Source organism: Paenibacillus oleatilyticus (assembly GCF_018998565.1).
Lineage (GTDB): Bacteria > Bacillota > Bacilli > Paenibacillales > NBRC-103111 > Paenibacillus_G > Paenibacillus_G oleatilyticus.
This window is the reverse complement of the sequence record NZ_JAHNZO010000007.1, coordinates 143,725-161,565: the sequence shown is the minus strand read 5'-3', so window position 1 is coordinate 161,565 and position 17,841 is coordinate 143,725. Positions and strand designations below refer to the sequence as shown.

The 17,841-nt window shown below is 54.9% G+C and carries 16 protein-coding genes; 6 read left to right on the top strand and 10 right to left on the bottom strand.

From position 1 onward, the window contains the following. Positions 1 to 35: 35 nt before the first annotated feature. Together KQX66_RS11675 and KQX66_RS11670 are read right to left on the bottom strand one after the other, a co-directional pair. Positions 36 to 1,610, bottom strand: coding sequence for a spore germination protein (locus tag KQX66_RS11675; protein ID WP_216792630.1), 1,575 nt, complete (start codon positions 1,608 to 1,610; stop codon positions 36 to 38). A gap of 129 nt (positions 1,611 to 1,739) precedes the next feature. After that, complete coding sequence (locus KQX66_RS11670; protein ID WP_216792629.1) at positions 1,740 to 2,873, bottom strand: hypothetical protein; 1,134 nt, start codon at positions 2,871 to 2,873, stop codon at positions 1,740 to 1,742. 202 nt (positions 2,874 to 3,075) lie between these two features. Here KQX66_RS11670 and KQX66_RS11665 point away from each other — a divergent pair, with 202 nt between their 5' ends. The 3 genes from KQX66_RS11665 (at position 3,076) to KQX66_RS11655 (ending at position 5,402) form a co-directional block, all read left to right on the top strand. After that, a complete protein-coding gene (locus tag KQX66_RS11665) occupies positions 3,076 to 3,804 on the top strand; it encodes a polysaccharide deacetylase family protein (RefSeq protein ID WP_216792628.1) in 729 nt (242 codons plus the stop codon). Between the two features lie 65 nt (positions 3,805 to 3,869). Further along, positions 3,870 to 4,592, top strand: a complete 723-nt coding sequence (locus KQX66_RS11660; protein WP_216792627.1) for a class I SAM-dependent methyltransferase — start codon at positions 3,870 to 3,872, stop codon at positions 4,590 to 4,592. A gap of 45 nt (positions 4,593 to 4,637) precedes the next feature. Continuing rightward, complete coding sequence (locus KQX66_RS11655) at positions 4,638 to 5,402, top strand: nucleotidyltransferase domain-containing protein (protein WP_253957083.1); 765 nt, start codon at positions 4,638 to 4,640, stop codon at positions 5,400 to 5,402. 71 nt (positions 5,403 to 5,473) lie between these two features. On the opposite strand, the gene KQX66_RS11650 is transcribed toward KQX66_RS11655, so the two are convergent. From KQX66_RS11650 to KQX66_RS11630, 5 genes are all read right to left on the bottom strand, one after another. Further along, complete coding sequence (locus KQX66_RS11650) at positions 5,474 to 7,714, bottom strand: PAS domain-containing sensor histidine kinase (RefSeq protein WP_216792626.1); 2,241 nt, start codon at positions 7,712 to 7,714, stop codon at positions 5,474 to 5,476. 194 nt (positions 7,715 to 7,908) lie between these two features. Next, positions 7,909 to 8,871, bottom strand: coding sequence for an ABC transporter permease (locus KQX66_RS11645; protein WP_216792625.1), 963 nt, complete (start codon positions 8,869 to 8,871; stop codon positions 7,909 to 7,911). After that, entirely contained in the window at positions 8,872 to 9,948 is a 1,077-nt protein-coding gene (locus KQX66_RS11640; RefSeq protein WP_216792624.1) for an ABC transporter permease, read from the bottom strand. Next, positions 9,941 to 11,479 (bottom strand): ABC transporter ATP-binding protein, encoded by a 1,539-nt coding sequence (locus KQX66_RS11635; RefSeq protein WP_216792623.1) that lies wholly within the window; start codon positions 11,477 to 11,479, stop codon positions 9,941 to 9,943. The genes KQX66_RS11640 and KQX66_RS11635 overlap by 8 nt, the downstream gene beginning before the upstream one ends. Positions 11,480 to 11,569: 90 nt before the next feature. Next, positions 11,570 to 12,628 (bottom strand): BMP family lipoprotein, encoded by a 1,059-nt coding sequence (locus KQX66_RS11630; RefSeq protein ID WP_216792622.1) that lies wholly within the window; start codon positions 12,626 to 12,628, stop codon positions 11,570 to 11,572. Positions 12,629 to 12,883: 255 nt separating this feature from the next. Between KQX66_RS11630 and KQX66_RS11625 the strand changes: the two genes are divergently transcribed. Next, positions 12,884 to 13,369 carry a CcdC family protein gene (locus KQX66_RS11625; RefSeq protein WP_216792621.1) on the top strand — a complete coding sequence of 162 codons (486 nt, stop codon included), beginning with the start codon at positions 12,884 to 12,886 and terminating at the stop codon, positions 13,367 to 13,369. 62 nt (positions 13,370 to 13,431) lie between these two features. On the opposite strand, the gene KQX66_RS11620 is transcribed toward KQX66_RS11625, so the two are convergent. After that, complete coding sequence (locus tag KQX66_RS11620) at positions 13,432 to 14,451, bottom strand: Gfo/Idh/MocA family protein (RefSeq protein ID WP_216792620.1); 1,020 nt, start codon at positions 14,449 to 14,451, stop codon at positions 13,432 to 13,434. Between the two features lie 30 nt (positions 14,452 to 14,481). After that, a complete protein-coding gene (locus KQX66_RS11615; protein ID WP_216792619.1) occupies positions 14,482 to 15,255 on the bottom strand; it encodes a sugar phosphate isomerase/epimerase family protein in 774 nt (257 codons plus the stop codon). 137 nt (positions 15,256 to 15,392) lie between these two features. On the opposite strand from KQX66_RS11615, the gene KQX66_RS11610 reads away from it, so the two are divergent. Then, a complete protein-coding gene (locus tag KQX66_RS11610) occupies positions 15,393 to 16,199 on the top strand; it encodes an AraC family transcriptional regulator (protein ID WP_216792618.1) in 807 nt (268 codons plus the stop codon). A 31-nt stretch (positions 16,200 to 16,230) separates the two neighbouring features. On the opposite strand, the gene KQX66_RS11605 is transcribed toward KQX66_RS11610, so the two are convergent. After that, entirely contained in the window at positions 16,231 to 16,458 is a 228-nt protein-coding gene (locus tag KQX66_RS11605; RefSeq protein ID WP_216792617.1) for a 3-dehydroquinate dehydratase, read from the bottom strand. A 261-nt stretch (positions 16,459 to 16,719) separates the two neighbouring features. On the opposite strand from KQX66_RS11605, the gene KQX66_RS11600 reads away from it, so the two are divergent. Beyond that, positions 16,720 to 17,826 (top strand): amidase domain-containing protein, encoded by a 1,107-nt coding sequence (locus tag KQX66_RS11600; protein WP_253957082.1) that lies wholly within the window; start codon positions 16,720 to 16,722, stop codon positions 17,824 to 17,826. Positions 17,827 to 17,841 lie beyond the last annotated feature (15 nt).

The window sequence follows — 17,841 nt, the reverse complement described above, 5'->3', positions numbered from 1 at the left end:
GTGAAGTCCTCCGTTTCCGTCAGGTTTCCTGTTTTTTATTCCTGTCCCTTCGGTCCACCCTTTTTGTTCATCCGCACCTTGTCCAGCGTCTGCATGATCTGCGGCCGTTTTTCGAGCACCGTAACCGGCGCGCGCAGAATGAGATCCTTCCAATCATTCCAAAAGAACGGCGCGAACGGTGCGGTAAACGGAACGCCAAAGCTCTTGAGGTTCACGATATGAATGTTGATCATGATATACACGAGCACGATCCCGTACAAGCCGAACATGGACGCGGCCAGCATGATCAGAAACCGCAGCATGCGAAGCGAGATCGCAAACGAATAGGACGGCAGCGAAAACGAAGAAATGGCTGTAATGGCAACGACGATAACCATGATCGGGCTAACGATGCCCGCCGTCACCGCCGCTTCCCCGATCACAAGCCCGCCGACGATGCCGATCGTTTGTCCGATGGGCTTGGGCAGCCGGATGCCCGCTTCGCGGAGCACTTCCAGCGTCACTTCCATCAGCATCGCCTCGACAACGGCCGGAAACGGCACGCCTTCACGTGAGCCCGCGATCGAAAAAGCAAGCTTCGATGGGATCATCCCTTGATGGTATTCGACGAGCGCAATATACAGCGCCGGAAGAAACGTCGCCAAAAAAGCGGAAACCGTCCGCAAAAACCGCATCAACGAAGAAATGAGCCAATGATGATAATAGTCTTCCGGCGATTGAAACATCGTGCCGATGGTGACCGGCATAATCAGCGTAAACGGCGAACCGTCGACCAATAGAGCAATCTTTCCTTGCAGAAGCGCCGAAGCCGTTTTATCCGGGCGTTCCGTGCTGTGAATCAGCGGAAACGGGGTAAGAAAGCTGTCCATCATCCACTGTTCGATATAGCCGGAGCCCTCCGCCTCATCCATATCGATGGTTTCCAATCGCCGCTTTGCTTCCGCGATCAGATCGGGATGAGCGATGCCGTCGATGTAAGCAAGAATGACCTCCTTCCTCGATCTGCGACCGATGCGGAAGGAGATGTAGCGCAGATGAGGGTCGCGGAGCCGACGGCGCACCAACGCCGTATTGGTCCGCAAATTTTCCGTGAAACCGTCCCTCGGCCCCCGAATAAGCGCCTCCGTTTGGGGCTCCTCCACCGGGCGTTCCTGCCAACGCTGGCTGCAGATCAGCAGCGCGTCGGACGTACCGTCCACTAGAAGCGCCGCAAGCCCGGATAACACGCTGAGCATCGTTTGGTCCAGAGAATCTACCCGATCGATGCTGTTTACCGACAAAATCTCATTGTGCAGCAGGTCAAGCAAGGCGCTGCCTTCGGTAGGGGCCATGTGGGTTTCCAGCCATCTTCCGGTTAAAAGCACCCGGAGCACCTCTTCGTCCAGCAGATCGGCATTAGTCAAGCCGTCGATGGAAATTAACGAGCAGAGATGCTTGTGCGGTCCGACCCTGAATTCGCGGATGATCAGGTCGTTGGGAGAACCCAATAGCTCTTTGATCATGGATACGTTGTGCGTAACCGATTCCGTTAAACGGGCTATCGGTTCTTGCGGAGTCTCGCCGGCAGTCTGCTGCTTTCGAAGCCGCTGGCGGAACAAAAAACGCAGCATGGCCGTTCCTCCTCCCCTCATCGATCCGAACCACTGCTATGTAGCAGATTATTCCTGAAAACCCTGCATTTTATGCACAAAAAAGCCCCGCCGTATCACGCCGGTGAGTGCGCGACAGACGGGACGGACTTATTTAGCCGGGGCAAAAAAAGGAGGTTCGATACGCTCGATAACCCATCTGGCGCTCTCGTCACTGCGTTTCAAGTGAAAGGTAAGCTTCTGCTTTTTCGGTCGACGGCCGACCTCATGAACCGTCACCTCGACGGGCAGCTCCAGTCCGAGACGGCCGCTTGTATCCTGGATGCTCGGCGTATTGGCTCGGCGGATGGCTTTGATTTTGCCCATGTCATTCAGGAATTGCGCCAGCTGCGGATTCTCATCTGCACCGCCGAAAGCGTATCTTAACAGCAGCGGGTCCTGTTGATTGATCGCGATCAGGAAGCTGTCCGCCACGGCATAAGGCGAAGCAAGCCTGAAGCCTTCCTCCAGGCGGCCTGCCGCTTTGTACACCATCCATTGATGGTCGGGGTCCACATTTTTGGAGCGATGGGTCGTGCTCCCGAGAAAATGGACGCAAAAATGCCCTGAAAACCCGTTGCCCGGAATGCCGTCGCCGCCATGCGGCATGCCATGCATCGAAGCGGCAAACGACCGCCCGTCCTTTTCGACCAATACCGCTCTCCGTTTCCAGCTCCAAGCGCCGTTATAGATCTCTTTCATTACCGCCGTATCCGCTTTGGTCAGCGGCTGCATATCCGCATGGCTGCTGCCGGCGCGGCGCTGCGCTCGAAAGGCAAGCCCCGTCTCCAAGTCGACGATCCGGCATACCGCTTTCATGGCAACCGTCCGACGCGCTTCCTCCCATGAGGCCAATTGGCCGTAATGGGCGGTGCGGACCGATTTGGCATATCCACGAAGCCGATCTTTTATGGCCTGGGGCAGTTCCAGCGATTGCCGATGCTGCGTATCGTACCAGTTCCCATTAGCGTCGATCGCATACCGGACCGTCGTTCCTTGCTTCTCCAGCACCGCATACACATCCGTAAGCGGCACCTGCTGCACAGGCCGTACCTTAGCCGGCAGCAGCTTCTTGAGCAGCTTGGGCGATTGGACCGTCAACTCGCTGCGCATGGCCGATTCGGGCGAAGCCTGTACGACGAAGGTGAGCTTGGCCGGAGCGGCAGGCGCCCCTGCGCGGACGGGCAGCGACCCGAGACCGATGCAGACCGCAGCCGCAGCCAAGATCAGAACCCCTTTTTTCATACGTTTCCTCCGTACCTTCAAGGATATGCCATTAGCTTGCCGGTTTGATGGCATTTTCACACAAGGGAAAAGGTAGAAACCGAAGATCGTTATAATCCTCACCGGACAGGCCATCCTAAAATCTAACAATTGCGCTCAGGAGGGATCGGTCATACGTAAGATCATTACGGCTACATTGGCGGCTGCCGCCGCAGGCCTGCTTATGGTTCAGACCTCCTCCGTTACGGCGGAGGGCGTGCCCCGCAAAGGAAGAGCCTACTACGAACAGCGAGGCGAAGTCATCTGGGAAGTGCCGACCGCGGAAAAAGTCATTGCGCTTACGTTCGACGACGGCCCCGACCCGGATGATACCGCGCAAATTCTCGATACTCTCAAGCTATACCAAGCGAAGGCGACATTTTTCCTTGTCGGCAACAAGGTTGAGAGGTCTCCGGAGCTGGTGAAGCGCGAAGCGGAGGAAGGTCACGAGCTGGCTAATCATACGTATAGCCATACGTATTTTAAACGAAACGGATCCGTCGCCAAGCTGAAACAAGATATACAGCGCGCAGAGGATGTCATCTATGCCGCCTCCGGTCAGAAATGCCGTCTGTTCCGGCCGCCGGGGGGGTTCTACAACGAGAAGATGATTGATATGGCGAGGAATGAAGGATATACGGTCGTGATGTGGTCTTGGCATCAGGATACGAAGGACTGGGATACGCCGGGAGTCGACAAAATCGTCAACAAGGTTCTTAGCCATGCGCGTAGCGGGGATATCGTGCTGTTCCACGATTACGTGGAAGGGAAAGGCCAGACCGCCGATGCGCTCAAAGAAATTTTACCCGAGCTGAAGAAGCGCGGCTTCCGTTTCGTTACCGTATCGGAGCTGTTGAACTACGGCAAAATGAAGCCCGTAAAAAAGTTGCGCACCCCGGACATCCATCCATAACCGGATGCCCTCCCTTTCCATACAATACAGTGATCTGTATTTTTGGAAGAGGAAGGAGCAGTGCGGTGAACTACTTGGATATGCTGTCCCGTTTGGGCGTCGGAAGCGCGCACCCCGGCGGCTTCTCTGCCACCATGTCCCAGCTTTCCCGCTTTCCGCTGCCTGCGGGAAGCCGGGTGCTGGAGGTCGGATGCGGAACGGGAAGAACGTCCTGCTATCTGGCGAAGCAAGGGTTTGATATTATAGGGCTCGACCTTCGTCACGACATGCTGGCCAAAGCGAAGCTCCGGGCCGAAGCCGAGCAGCTTGACGTGAGGTTCGTGGAAGGAGACATCACGGCGCTTCCGTTCGAAGCCGCGACCTTCGACATCGTGCTGGCGGAATCGGTTACGAATTTTGCCGACATCGGGCGGGCGTTGGCCGAGTACGGCCGGGTGCTCCGGCCCGGAGGTATTCTTTACGACCGGGAGGTGATTGCAACCCCCTCGATCACGGAGCAGGCTTACCGGGAAGTCACCGGCTTTTTTCAGCTGAACGCCCTGCTTACGGAACAAAAGTGGATCGAACTGCTTCAGGCGTCCGGCTTTGCCGAGATCACCGTTTGCGACCGTTCCCCCTTTGTCGAGCACACCACGGACGACCAAATTGCCTACCCCGATATGAACCAGGTGATGGACCCGGGAACCGTGCTCGACGCATCCGTCTGGCAAACGTCGCTTGCACACGACGATCTGATCGCCGCAAACCGCGATTCCTTGGAGCACGCTCTGTTCATTGCCCGAAAATGATGAACGTCGTGGCGAAATGTAGCAATTTCAGGCCGGCTTAAGCATATGTTGAACTATCCTGATCAAGTCGAGCGTGATGCTACTATGAGCCTGTCGGGCCTCGAAGCCGCACAGCGGTTTGTGAATATGCGGTTTCCGCAAAGCGAAGCGGCCATCCTGGCCGGAAGTGTTGTCCAGGGCGGCGCGACACCAGGGTCGGACTTGGACCTCGTTCTATTCGACGAATCCCAAGCCGGACCATTTCGAAAAACTTATCGGGCTTTCGGATGGATTATCGAAGCGTTCGTATTGAATAAAGATACGTACCGCTACTTTTTCGATCAGGCGGTGGAATCGGCCATTCCCTCCCTGCTGCGGATGTGCTCGGAAGGTATCGTGCTGCACGGTCACGAACACGTCGCGGTCATCATCGAGGAAGCCAGACGCGATCTGGATGCCGGCCCTCCGGCCTGGTCCGTCCAAGAGCTGGACCGGGCGCGGTATGAAATCGGCGAGACGCTGACGGACCTGGAATGCAGCGCCTTGCGAGCCGAAGGCTTGTTCATAACGGCAAAGCTCGCCGGGATGCTCGCCGAATTCGCAGCGCGGACAGGCGGCTTCTGGATCGGAGACGGAAAATGGCTGCAGCGCAGCCTCAAGCAGTCGGATCCGGCTTTGGCGGAAGAGCTGCACGAAGCGCTTGAAGCCTATTACCGGCTGGATCGTACCGAGCCCCTTTCCGCTTTCGTGCAAAAGCTGCTGGAGCCGTTCGGAGGCTTTCTGGTTGAAGGATATGCCGAAGGCGATGATCCGGGCGAAGAAGAAACTTGACCGTAACGCAAAACAAAGTGCTTCGTACGCATAACCTGCGGCACAAAAGCACTTTGTTTCCGTTTCCCCCGCTAATCTCCGACTCTTGGCGGATGATGCTCATCATACGCCGGGCTTTCCTTGGGACGAGCCTTGACCGGCAAGCGGATTTCGATCTTCGTTCCTTGCCCTTCCTCGCTGGCAATCGACATCGTACCGTCATGATTCTCAATAATCTTCATGCTCACCATCATGCCAAGCCCGGTTCCCTGCTCCTTGGTCGTGTAGAAAGGCTGGCCAATGCTCGCCAGCTTCTCTGCCGGGATGCCGCAGCCTTGATCGATGACCCGCACGGCGATCTGCCTTCCCCCGGCTTCCGCAGCCACTTGCAATGTCAGCTTTCCCCCATTCGGCATCGCTTCGACCGCATTTTTCAACAGATTGATAAACACTTGCTTGAGCTGGTTCTCGTCGCACTCCAGCAGAGGCAAGTCCTCCTCATATTCGGTAACGATCACGATATTGTTCATAATCGCCTGCGCGTCGATTAACGTAGCGACATGGCCGATCAGAGGGCGGATGTCCTGCGGACGAATTTGCGCCTCTTTCGGTTTGGACAGCACCAGCATCTCACCGATGATTTCCTCGATCCGGTTAATTTCGGAGGAGATGATATCGTAATAATACGGCTTGTCCGACGCGTTCGATTTAAGAAGTTGAATGAAACCCTTGATCGCCGTCAACGGATTACGGATCTCGTGCGCGATACCTGCGGCGAGTTGGCCTACAAGCGACAGCTTTTCAGAGTGCTCCAGCAGCTCCCGCGCTTTCTCGGCATCAGTAATGTCCCTTACCATCACCCGGGTCGCGAACCGCCCTTCGAACCAGGTAGGAAACGAGAACACCTCCACATCGATCGGCCGGCCGCCGACCGTCATAAGCTTCTGCTTCATCGGAGCCAGAGCTTGGCCGCCCTCCATCATGCGAATCCGGTTGTGCACGATCGCGTGATAGTCAGGGTGAAGAAACTCGTAAACCGACCGGCCGAGCAGTTCCTCCGGAGCGGATGCCTCAAGCAGCCTGACCGCGGTATCGTTGGCGTAAACCCACCGGCCCGCTTGATGGATAAATACCGCTACGGGCAGTTCCTCCACCAGCGACCTGTATTTTTCTTCGCTATGGAACAGCTGTTCCTGCGCTTGCATTCGCTCTGATATATCCCGCGCCACGGCCACAATGTTGCAAACGTCGCCATGCTGGTCCCGAATAAATTTAATGGAGCTTTCGTACCAAATGTAATAACCCTGTTTATGCCGCTTTCGGAGCATATGCCGGGTCTCGTCCGAACGAGCCGTGGCGACGGAATCGAAGGCACGCTTGCAATCCTCAGGATGAACCAGCGTTTGTCCCGGAACGCCGATCAATTCCTGCGGGTCGTACCCAAGCTGCGTATATACGGCCGGAGAAATATACTGAATGCTGCCGTTCGGCGCACAAAGCGCAATAATGTCCTGACTATGGGACGATATCAGCTCGTACTGCCTTTGGCTTTCGCACAAATGCTCCCAAAGCTTTTTTTGTTCGGTAACATTTTTGCTGATGCCCTGCAGCGCCGTAATCCGACCGTTCTCGACAAAAGGAATAACCGTCACATCAAGGTTCTGGTACTGCCCCCATCGGTCAATCCCAACAATGTCAAAACGCTGAGGTGCCCCTTGAGCCACCAACGCCAGGCAATCGCGAACCTTGCCGTGCTCTGAGGTGTCGATCATCGTGCGGTAATGAAGCCGCATCCGCGCGATTTCCTCCCGCGTATAGCCCGCAAGCTTCTCGAACGCGGGATTCACATCCATATAATAACCGTCCAAGCTCAACACAAACATCGGATCGGGATGATAGTCAAATAACGAACGGTAACGTTCTTCATACAGCTGCCAGCGGCCGGGATCACAAGCCGAGATATGTGCAATATAGCAAGTAAGCGCTTCATTTTTTTCGTACGAACAGCGTGTCACGCTGACCCAAACGGGTATGGCGTCCCCTTCCCGATGAAGGAAGCGAAGAGATCGTTCATGAGGACTCTCATCCTGGACATCGTGGGTCAATTCCTGCCAAAACTCGGCCCAAACGCCGCCATCGTCCGGATGGCAAAGCTGGGCGATCGCCCGTTCTTTCAAATTCGGCTCGGTCTCATTCAAGAGCCGGCACAACGCCGGATTGGCCGCAAGACAGCGACCATCGGCAGAAACGAGAGCTATCGCATTTGGACTATACTGAAACGTTCGGTAAAAAAGAGCATGTGAAGTGAGGTCCAAGTCCACGTCAAAGTTCATGCGTGCCTCCTGTTTCGAGCCTGCAGTTATCAGAAAGATAATCGATCATCGAGAGGCACCCGACCGTTGCGGGCTGCCATGTCCTATTAGTTAACATTCTATGGAAAAGTAGTTTCTCCTCCCGTTTTCACAAAAAAAAGAACAAGACCGCGAACGCTCCGTTTCGGAACGTTGCGTCCTTGTTCGCCAAAGAATTATCGTTTGCCAGGTTCATAAGGCTCGCCAAGCGAAGCGGGCGGCACTGCCCGGCCTACGGCGCCGGCAAGCACCAGAATCGTCAGCACGTAAGGCAGCATGAAGAGAAACTCCATCGGAATGCTCTTGGCAAAATCGAAGAGCTGCACGAAGTTGCGGAGCGCTTGAGCAAAGCCGAAGAAGAGCGCGGCTCCCAACACGCCGACCGGGTGCCATTTGCCGAAGATCATCGCCGCAAGAGCGATAAACCCTTGACCGGAAATCGTATTATGCGAAAAGCTGCTCGTCGTTGTCAGCGTGATCGTCGCCCCGCCAAGTCCGGCGAGCGCTCCGCTGATCATAACGCCGATATACCGGTAACGGGAGACCCGGATCCCCATCGTGTCGGCCGCGCTCGGATGCTCCCCTACCGATCGCAAACGCAAGCCGAACGGCGTTTTGTAGATGACGTAATAGGTCACGGCCACCAAAATGAGCGCCAGGTACGTCGTAGGGTAAGCTTTAAAGAAGGCCTCGCCGATCAGCGGGATGGAAGACAGTCCTGGAATCGCCACTTTGGTGAATACCGCATTCAGCGTTTCCGTTTGTCCCGACCCTTCGAAAAGAATTTTGACCAGATAGACCGTAAGCCCGGCCGCCAAAAAGTTGATGACGACGCCGCTTACGACTTGGTTCGCATTAAACGTAACCGTCGCCACGGCATGAATCAGGGAGAAGGCAATCCCGAAAATAAGGGCGGCGACAAGGCCGATCCACGGCGCCGCTCCATCCATTCCCGCCTTCTCGGCGAAATGCGTGGCAATGGCGGCGGCGAACGCGCCGGATACCATCAGCCCTTCCAGGCCGATATTGACGATGCCCGACCGCTCCGAGAAAATACCGCCCAAGGCGGCAAAGATCAGCGCAGTGGAAAACACCAGCGTGGTGTTGATCAGCTCGCCGAAAATATTCAATGCCTCCATCTAAGCCGCCTCCTCTTTTTTCCGTTTGGCGTATATCGGGAGCAGTACCCAGCGCACGATACCGTGAGTCGCTACAAAGAAGATAACCGAGCCGATGACGACGCGGATGATTTCCGGCGGAACGTCTGCGGCGAAGCTCATCCCGGCGGACCCGTACGTGAGCGAGCCGAACAATACGGCGGCGAGCACAACGCCAAGCGGAGTATTGCCTCCCAGCAGCGCTACCGCGACCCCGTCGAAGCCATAGCCCGGTGAAGCGGCCACCACGGTTTGGTAATGGAACACGCCCAGCACATCGACGACGCCGGCGAGTCCTGCGAAAATGCCGCTGATAAACATCGATTTGACGATATTGCGGTTCACGTTCATTCCCGCATAGCGGGCCGCGTGCGGATTATGTCCGACGGCGCGCAGCTCATAGCCTTGCTTCGTCTTCCACAGCAGCACGTAGAATACCGTTGCTGCCGCCAAAGCAATCACCGTCCCCCAATGCATCCGGGCGTTGCCCATCAATTCGGACAGCCAGCCGATCGAAAGCGAGGCCGAATCCTGCGTCGGATACGAACGCTGCTGTCCCGGCTGCAGCAGAAATTGATTGACCACGTAGTTGGACAAAAACAACGCAATCCAGTTCAGCATAATGGTTGTGATAACTTCGTTAACGCCCCGCTTTGCCTTCAAATATCCGGCAAGCGCGCCCCACAGCCCGCCGATCAGCGCACCGGCGACGACAGCAAGCGGCGCATGAATAAACCAAGGCAGCTGCAGCTTGATCCCGATAACGGAGGCGGCAGTCATCCCCATCATGAACTGTCCTTCTCCCCCAATATTGAACAGCCCGGTCCGGAATGCAAAAGCAACGGACAGTCCCGTCAAAATAAGCGGAGTAATCTCACGGATCGTCTCGCCGAAATCGTAAGGGTCCCCGAATACTTTGCCCACCAGCGCGCTATAGGCGGTCAGCGGATTGTAGCCGCCGGCCAGCATCACCAGCGCTCCGAAGAGCAATCCCATCAAGATCGCGACAAGCGGGACCAACGCCGAGTCTTTGGTTACGATTTTAATCAATTTATCCATGGCCGGTCCCTCCTTGTCCATGTCCGCCGGCCATCAGCAGCCCCAACTCTTCCTCATTCGTCGTTTCGGGGTCCACCTCGCCGACAATCTGGCCGCTGTGAATGACCGCAATCCGGTCGGATACGTTCCGAATCTCATCCAGCTCGAACGAGATCAGCAGCACGGCTTTCCCATGATCTCTGGCTTCGATCAGCTTACGGTGCACGAATTCGATGGCACCGACGTCCAGTCCCCGGGTCGGCTGCGCCGCGATCAACAGCTCGGGATCCTTATCCAGCTCGCGGGCGATGATCGCCTTCTGCTGGTTCCCGCCCGACAGCGCGCGCGCCTTCGTATGGATGCTTGGCGTACGCACGTCGAACTCGCTAATCAGCCGCTGCGCCTGCGTCTCAATCGCCTCGCTGTTCAAAAAGCCGCCGCGGTTATACTTCGGCTGGTAATACGTCTCCAATACCATATTCTCGCTCATCGAGAAGTCCAGCACGAGTCCGTGTTTATGCCGATCCTCCGGAATATGCGATACGCCGGCCTCGGAGACGAACCGCGGGGACTGGTTGGTCAGCGGCTTGTCCTTCAGTACGATCTCTCCGCTATCCACAGAACGCAGCCCCGTCAACGCCTCGATCAGCTCGCTTTGTCCGTTGCCGTCCACACCCGCGAGTCCGAGAATCTCTCCGGCCCGCACCTCGAGCGAGAGGCTGTTCAAGGCGGGAAGGTTCCGGTTATCCTTAACCGACAGGCCGCGGATCTGCAGCACCGGAGCTCCCGGCGAAGCCTTGGTCTTATTGACCTTGAACGTAACGCTGCGCCCGACCATCTTCTCGGCCAGCTGCTGCGGATTCGTTTCGGCAACCTTCACCGAATCAATAACCTTGCCGCGCCGGATAATCGTGCAGGTATCGGCAATCGCCATAATTTCCTTCAGCTTATGTGTAATCAGAATGATGGATTTCCCTTCGGCGGCGAGCCGGCGCAAAATATCCATCAGCTCTTGAATTTCTTGCGGCGTGAGCACGGCGGTCGGTTCGTCGAAAATGAGAATGTCCGCCCCGCGATACAGCGTTTTCAAAATCTCGACACGCTGCTGCATCCCAACAGAAATATCTTCTATTTTTGCTTTCGGATCGACCATCAGGCCGTACTGCTCCGAGATGTTTCTAACCTTCTCGTTCGCTTCCTTATAGTTGATGGAAGAACCCTTTCGGGGCTCGCTGCCGAGAATAATGTTTTCCGTCACGGTGAACGGCTGTACGAGCTTGAAATGCTGATGCACCATGCCGATGCCCAGCTCGATCGCCTTCGTCGGGCTGTCGATGGCGGCTTTGCTGCCCTTCACCCAGATCTCGCCCTCGTCCGGCTGGTACAGACCGAACAAAATGTTCATCAGCGTCGATTTGCCTGCTCCGTTCTCGCCCAGCAGCGCATGGATCTCTCCCTTGCGCAGCTTCAAGCTGATGGAGTCGTTGGCCGTAATGCCGGGAAAACGCTTCGTAATCCCGCGCAGCTCGACCATCATGTCGGGTGAACTCATGAGCTTCCCTCCCCGCAAAATGTACAAGTCAGTTCAAGGTGCAAATCAAACGACAAGGCCGGTGGGTCACCAGCCTTGTCGAATTGGAATTTATTTTTCCGGAACTTTGATTTCGCCTTTAACTATCTTCTCTTTGTATTCGTCCACTTTCTTCAGCACGTCGGCCGGTACGTTCTTCTTGGAAGTGTCCGGCAAGCCTACGCCGTTGTCTTTGAGACCGAGAACGACGTTTTTGCCGCCTTGGAATTTGCCGTCGATCACATCCATGGTCACGCGCTTCACCGCTTGGTCGACACGCTTCACCATCGAGGTCAGCGTCACATCATCGCCGAATTCAAGCGACTGGTCTTTGTCCACGCCGATGACCCATACTTTTTTGCCGGCTTTGACACGGTCTTTCGCTTCGTTGAACACGCCGTTGCCCGTTGCGCCCGCCGCATGGAAAATGATGTCCGCACCGTCGTTATAGATCGTTGCTGCCGCCGCTTTTCCAAGGTCTGGCTTGTCGAAAGCCGCCGCATAGTTGATCGTTACCTTCGCATTCGGGTTGACCGCAGCGACGCCGGCCTTAAAGCCGACTTCGAAACGTTTGACGACCGGAATTTCGAGACCGCCGACGAAGCCGACTTTGTTCGTTTTCGTCATCAGACCGGCGACAACGCCTGTCAGATATGCTCCCTCTTGCTCCGCGAACGTGACGGATTCGACGTTCGGCGCTTCCACGACGTTATCGATAATCGCAAAGTTCGATTTCGGGTTTTGGGTCGCTACCGTTTTGATCGCATCGCCCATCAGGAACCCGATCCCCCAAGTTAGATTATAATTATCTTTAACGTACGAATTGAGATGAGGAATGAAGTCCGCGTCGCTTTTGCTTTGCTGGTATTTCACGTTAGCGCCGGTTTCTTTCTTAACCTCGTTCAGGCCTTCCCACGCGCTTTGGTTAAACGACTTGTCGTTTACGCCGCCGATGTCGGTAACCATGCCGATGTTAAATTTTTCCCCTTTTTTGCTGGCTCCCGTTGAGGACTCCGCTGGCTTGGAGCCGCCATTGGCCGCATCTTGCGGCGCCGGCTTCGTTCCGCATCCGCTCAGGACGAGCGTAGCCGCGAGCATGAGGCCTGCCGTCGATTTGAACCATGTTTTCATTTTTGTTTTCCCCTTCCATGTATCTGTATGTAAGCGTTAAAATAAGTGCTGTAGCAATCTCCATTATAAGGGGTTTATTTAACCATCGTCCATATGTTTCTGAACAAAATTTCAAAAAAAACGCAAATTTTGTTACAAATCTGCGCCTTGTGTCATATTTCCTTATGTAGGAAAGGTTATTTTACTATTGTAGATCGCCGCAGGCCTGCAATGCTATAATGAAAAAAAGCAACAAAGTACAGGAGGGATCCGTTCATGATCCATTTCGGCGCGCTTCATTTGCAGGCGGTATCGGGCTTCGGCATGGCGGCGATGGCGCTGCTTGCGATATTTGTTCGTTCGCGGGCAAGCCGCAAACCGGTCTCCCCCGCCAAAATCGTCATGCCCCCTATCGGCATGAGCACCGGATTTCTCATGTTTGCCGCACCGGCTTTCCGGGTCCCTGCGCTGTGGGCGCTGCTTGCCTTGGCCGCGGGGCTGTTGCTATTTTCTTACCCGCTTATCCACAGCTCCAAACTGGAGCTTCGCGGCGGCGAAGTGTACGTCAACCGGTCCAAATCGTTTGTGTTCGTGCTGCTAGGGCTCCTCGTCTTGCGCCTGGCGCTGCACAGCTACATCGAGCAATATATATCGATTCCGCAGACGGGAGCGCTCTTCTTCCTGCTGGCTTTCGGAATGATCGTTCCATGGCGGGCCGCCATGCTTCTTCAGTACCGCAGGTTGCGGCGGACAGCCGCTTAACGGGGCAACGGTCCATGAGAAAAGGCAGTCCTTCGCATGCAAGGAACTGCCTTGTTTCATTATTACAGCCTGACGACCTGCCCAGTAGCCTGCGATTCGAACGCCGCCAAAATCACCTTCAGCGAACGCATGCCTTCTTCACCGGAAATGCTCGGCGGAGTTTTCGTCACGATCGATTCCACAAACGCGTCGATCACGCCGCTGACCGTCTGCTTCTCGTTGGTGGCGATGGCGCCCACCTTATGCCGCTCGATCGAACCGTTGCGGAGCTCCACGATAATTTGATCGTCCGGATGCGTATCGATTTTCATGATGCCGTTCTCGCACCAGAGCACTGTACCGTTGTCCCCGCCTTGGTAATAGGTCCAACTTGCCACAAGCGTACCGATGATGCCGCTCTTCATGCGAAGCACGCAAGCCGCGTTATCGTCTACGTCCGTTCCCACTTTGTCGAGCGTGCCGATAAAGCCGGCGACATCCGCTACCTCGTCATCGAGCAGCCAGCGGATCAGGTCGGATTTATGCACGCCCAGATCGCCCATGGCGCCCATGATCGCTTCATCCTTTCGGAAAAACCAGCTATCCCGGCCGTCGACGCTCCAGCTTTCCGGTCCCGGATGTCCAAATGAAGTACGGAACGTCAGCACTTTGCCGAGAGCGCCCGCGCTCAAAATCTGCTTGGCCTTCATATGATGAGGCATCAGCCGCTGGTTGTGACCGACCATCAAATAAACGCCGTTCTCCTTCGCCGCTTTGATCATCGCCAGCGCTTCTTCTTCCGTCGCTGCCATCGGCTTTTCGACCAGCACGTGCGCCCCGGCCTTCGCTGCGGCAATCGATACCGGAGCATGGAGGGCATTCGGGGTACACACGCTAACCGCATCGGGTTTTACCTCGCGCAGCAGCGTTTCATAATCGGTGTAAGCTTTTGCTCCGTATTGTCCGGCGTAATGCTCGGCTCGCTCCTGAACCGGATCGCAAAAAGCGACCAGCTCCACATGGGGATTTGCGGCATACTCGGGAATATGGCGGTGTTTGGAAATGGCGCCGCAGCCGATCACGGCCACTCTCAATTTGCTCATGGAATTCAAGGCTCCTTCGGTTTGTTTAAATTAAATCGCTTGCAAATAGTTCGTTTTCACCCACTGCAAGCTGTTCGCCACGCTTTGCAGCGGAGGCTTCTGGCATACGTCCTGCTCGACGACGAGCCACTCTACTCCGGCTTCGGATGCAGCGGCGATGACCTTAGGCAGGTCGACGACCCCCAGGCCGAGCTCAAGCGTCTTCATCTGCCCGTTGTCGTCTTTGCCGAAATCTTTCAAGTGCAGCAGCGGCAGCCGGCCGGCGTATTTCGGTATATAGGCCAGCGGGTCCTGTCCGGCGAACTGCACCCAGCAGACGTCCATTTCGACCTGCACCGCTTCGGGAGAAGTCGTTTCGTACATCGCGTCGAATACATAAGAGCTGCCGACGTTCATCTCGAATTCGAAAGCATGGTTGTGATAGGCGAAAATAAGCCCCTGCTTGCGCACTTCCGTCCCCGCTTCTTGCAGGAAGGCAAACAACGATTTCCAGTCTTCTTCGGTACGGCGGTCTTCTTCGGCCACATAAGGACAAATCAAATATTGTCCGCCGATCGTTTTTAAATAATCGATTTGGCCCTGCAGATCGTCCCGAAGCTGCTGCAAGCCGACATGGCTGCCAATCGCTTTAAGTCCCAGCTCCTGAAGCAAATCTCTCAGCTCTTCCTTCGCCAAACCGCCGTATCCGGCAAATTCGACGCCTTCGTAGCCAAGCTCCGCCACTTTCCTCAACGTGCCGCGGAAATCGGCGGCGGTTTCATCCCGCAATGTGTAAAGCTGAAGCCCGATGCCCATTCTTCTCATCGTGAACACTCCCTGATTTAGGAATAGCTTGCTTATTTGCTCTCATCATACACGAGAATAGCCTAAAATGAACATAAACGATATAATCGTAACATCAACAATTTTGCTATAACTTTTTACGAATCGGAGAGACGGCCATGGAAGCGGAAGTGTTCACATGCGGTTACTCGTATCATGCGCAGCGGTTTCATACCCATTATAAAACCGGGCTGCCGCTTTATTTGTTCCGGCTGCAGACGGAAGGGGCAAGCGAAGCGGTGATCGACGGCAAAACGTACCGGCTCGGACAAGGGGATCTGCTGCTGCTGAATCCTGGAAGAACCTACGAACTATTCGTAGACGAATACGAAACAACGTCAAAGGGAACAACGATTTCCAGCGGGGATTACTACTTGATCTGCGGGGGCCGTTGGATGGATCAATGGTGGAAACGTGGAGACAAGCCGACGCTCTCGCGAATCGATCCGGGAGAACAGCTGTTGGCGCTTTGGCGGCACCTAATTATAGAAAAGCAGCGCCCGGCGGACAAACAGACCGGCGAGCTCGTCGGCTGCTTGCTGCAGGCCCTTTGCCTGTCGCTCGAGCGGGCGGCGACGGAAAGCGCCCCCTCCTACGGCCGGTCCTTCACGGCGCTTCGGATGAAACGGTTCGTAGAGGAGCATGCCACTTCGACGTTCAAGGTAGAGGATGCCGCGCGTCAGGCCGGGCTCAGCGTATCCCGGGCAGTTCATCTGTTCAAGGAATGCTATGGCAAGACGATGCTGGAGTATGCACTTGAAATTCGTCTGGCCGCTGCTCTGGAACGGATGAAATATACCGCCATGACCCTGGAACAAATTGCCGAGAGCTGCGGGTTCGGCGGATATTCGTATTTTCACCGGGTATTCAAGGACAAGTTCGGCATTTCCCCGGGCACCTACCGAAGCGGCGAACGACGGGAATAAAAAAACGGGGACAAAAAAAGTCTCTCTTGTGTTAGTAGAGAGACAAAGCAAGCGAATCTTTTTCATTTAACGAATGCAGAATGGCCTCACAGCCGATCACTTCGATGCTGATTAACGTTTGGAGACATTTTTTCAGCGTCTGTCTTCCGTTTTCTACCTTTTTATCCAACGCCAGCTTGAGGAGCTTCAATGTTTTTTTATTCAAGTTGTCGGCGAAAACGGGGATCTGTTTGTTTTGAATGGTTACAAAAACTTTCATCCTCACACCGTCCCTACTTCATATTTTACTAGTTACTAATAAGATAAATTACGATCATTAAAATAAGCTTAAAATAATATTACAATTTGTCAACAAGTTTCTTAACCCTTTCTTAAAGTCCCGTTCGCACCTTGTTCCTCGCCATCGTTTCGCAAGCACTGGCTCCTGAAATCGGCAAGCCAAGTAAAAGGAAGTATGTTTTCCCCGATTTTTCTCATACTAATGCGGGATTGAATGTGTGATGGGATGGAGGGAAACGGCATGCGCCGTATCGCTTGGATCATTGTCTTATTGCTGATGTTGGGCCCGTTTCAAGCCAGCGCTGAGCCTTCGTCGGAAACCGAGGAAGTCCGCAGTTTTCTTACGGAATTATATCGGGCTCGGTCGGAATTTTTAATCCGGGACACGCCGATCGATACCTTTTATTTGGAAAAGGTGCCAACAAGCCAGCAAGCCCTGTATCTTGAAAAAAAACGGAAGGCTTATTTTCAGGCTTGGGCCAGCAAAAGAGACATCGTTGTCCATACCGCCGAAGCGACGCTGAAGATCTTTCGTATCAGGCCCACCGATTCGCTGGTCAAAGTATCGCTCGTGAACAGGATGAAGGTCACTTATTCGTATGCCCAAGGCAAAGGAACGCCGGCCGACTTCGGAATGGGAACACGACACGTTCTTACCTTGAAAAGAGAAAACGGGCAATTGCGGGTACTCAAAGAATGGTATCTCGATCCACTCGACATCGATGCGGACGAGGCACGGCTTCACCAGCCTCCTTTCACCTCGGAGCCAGAAACGGAAAGTCTGAAGACCGATACGGTTTCTCAATCCTCAAAAAAGAGGCGATACAACCGCGAAAGGGCCGTGGCGTATGCCAATAAGTACGCCGGTTCGGCATGGGGGGCTGGAAACGATAACCGTTACAATCCGAAATACCGCGATTATACCGGCATCGGCGGCGATTGTACGAACTTCGTTTCCCAAGTCCTCGGCGATCCGACCGAAGGCGGAGGACTGCCAATGACGCACACATGGAGGTACAGTGGCGGCAACGGGAGCCGGGCATGGGTAAGCACAGACGCTTTAAAGTCGTTTCTCCTTTATTCCGGATACGGGAAAACAATCGCCAGCGGCACCTTCGACCAAATCATGCGCAGCCCTTCGGCGCCCAACATCTGGTCCAAGCTGCAGCCTGGCGACCTGATTGCTTACATGTACAACAACGATGTGGACCATTTTGCCGTCGTCGTAGACAAGGATGAGCGGGGACTGCCCTTGATCAACTGCCATACGACAGACCGTTATCACGTTCCCTTTGATCTGGGCTGGGAAAATTACACTCACTTTGTATTGATTCATATCGCCGATTAGAGAAATCATACGGCC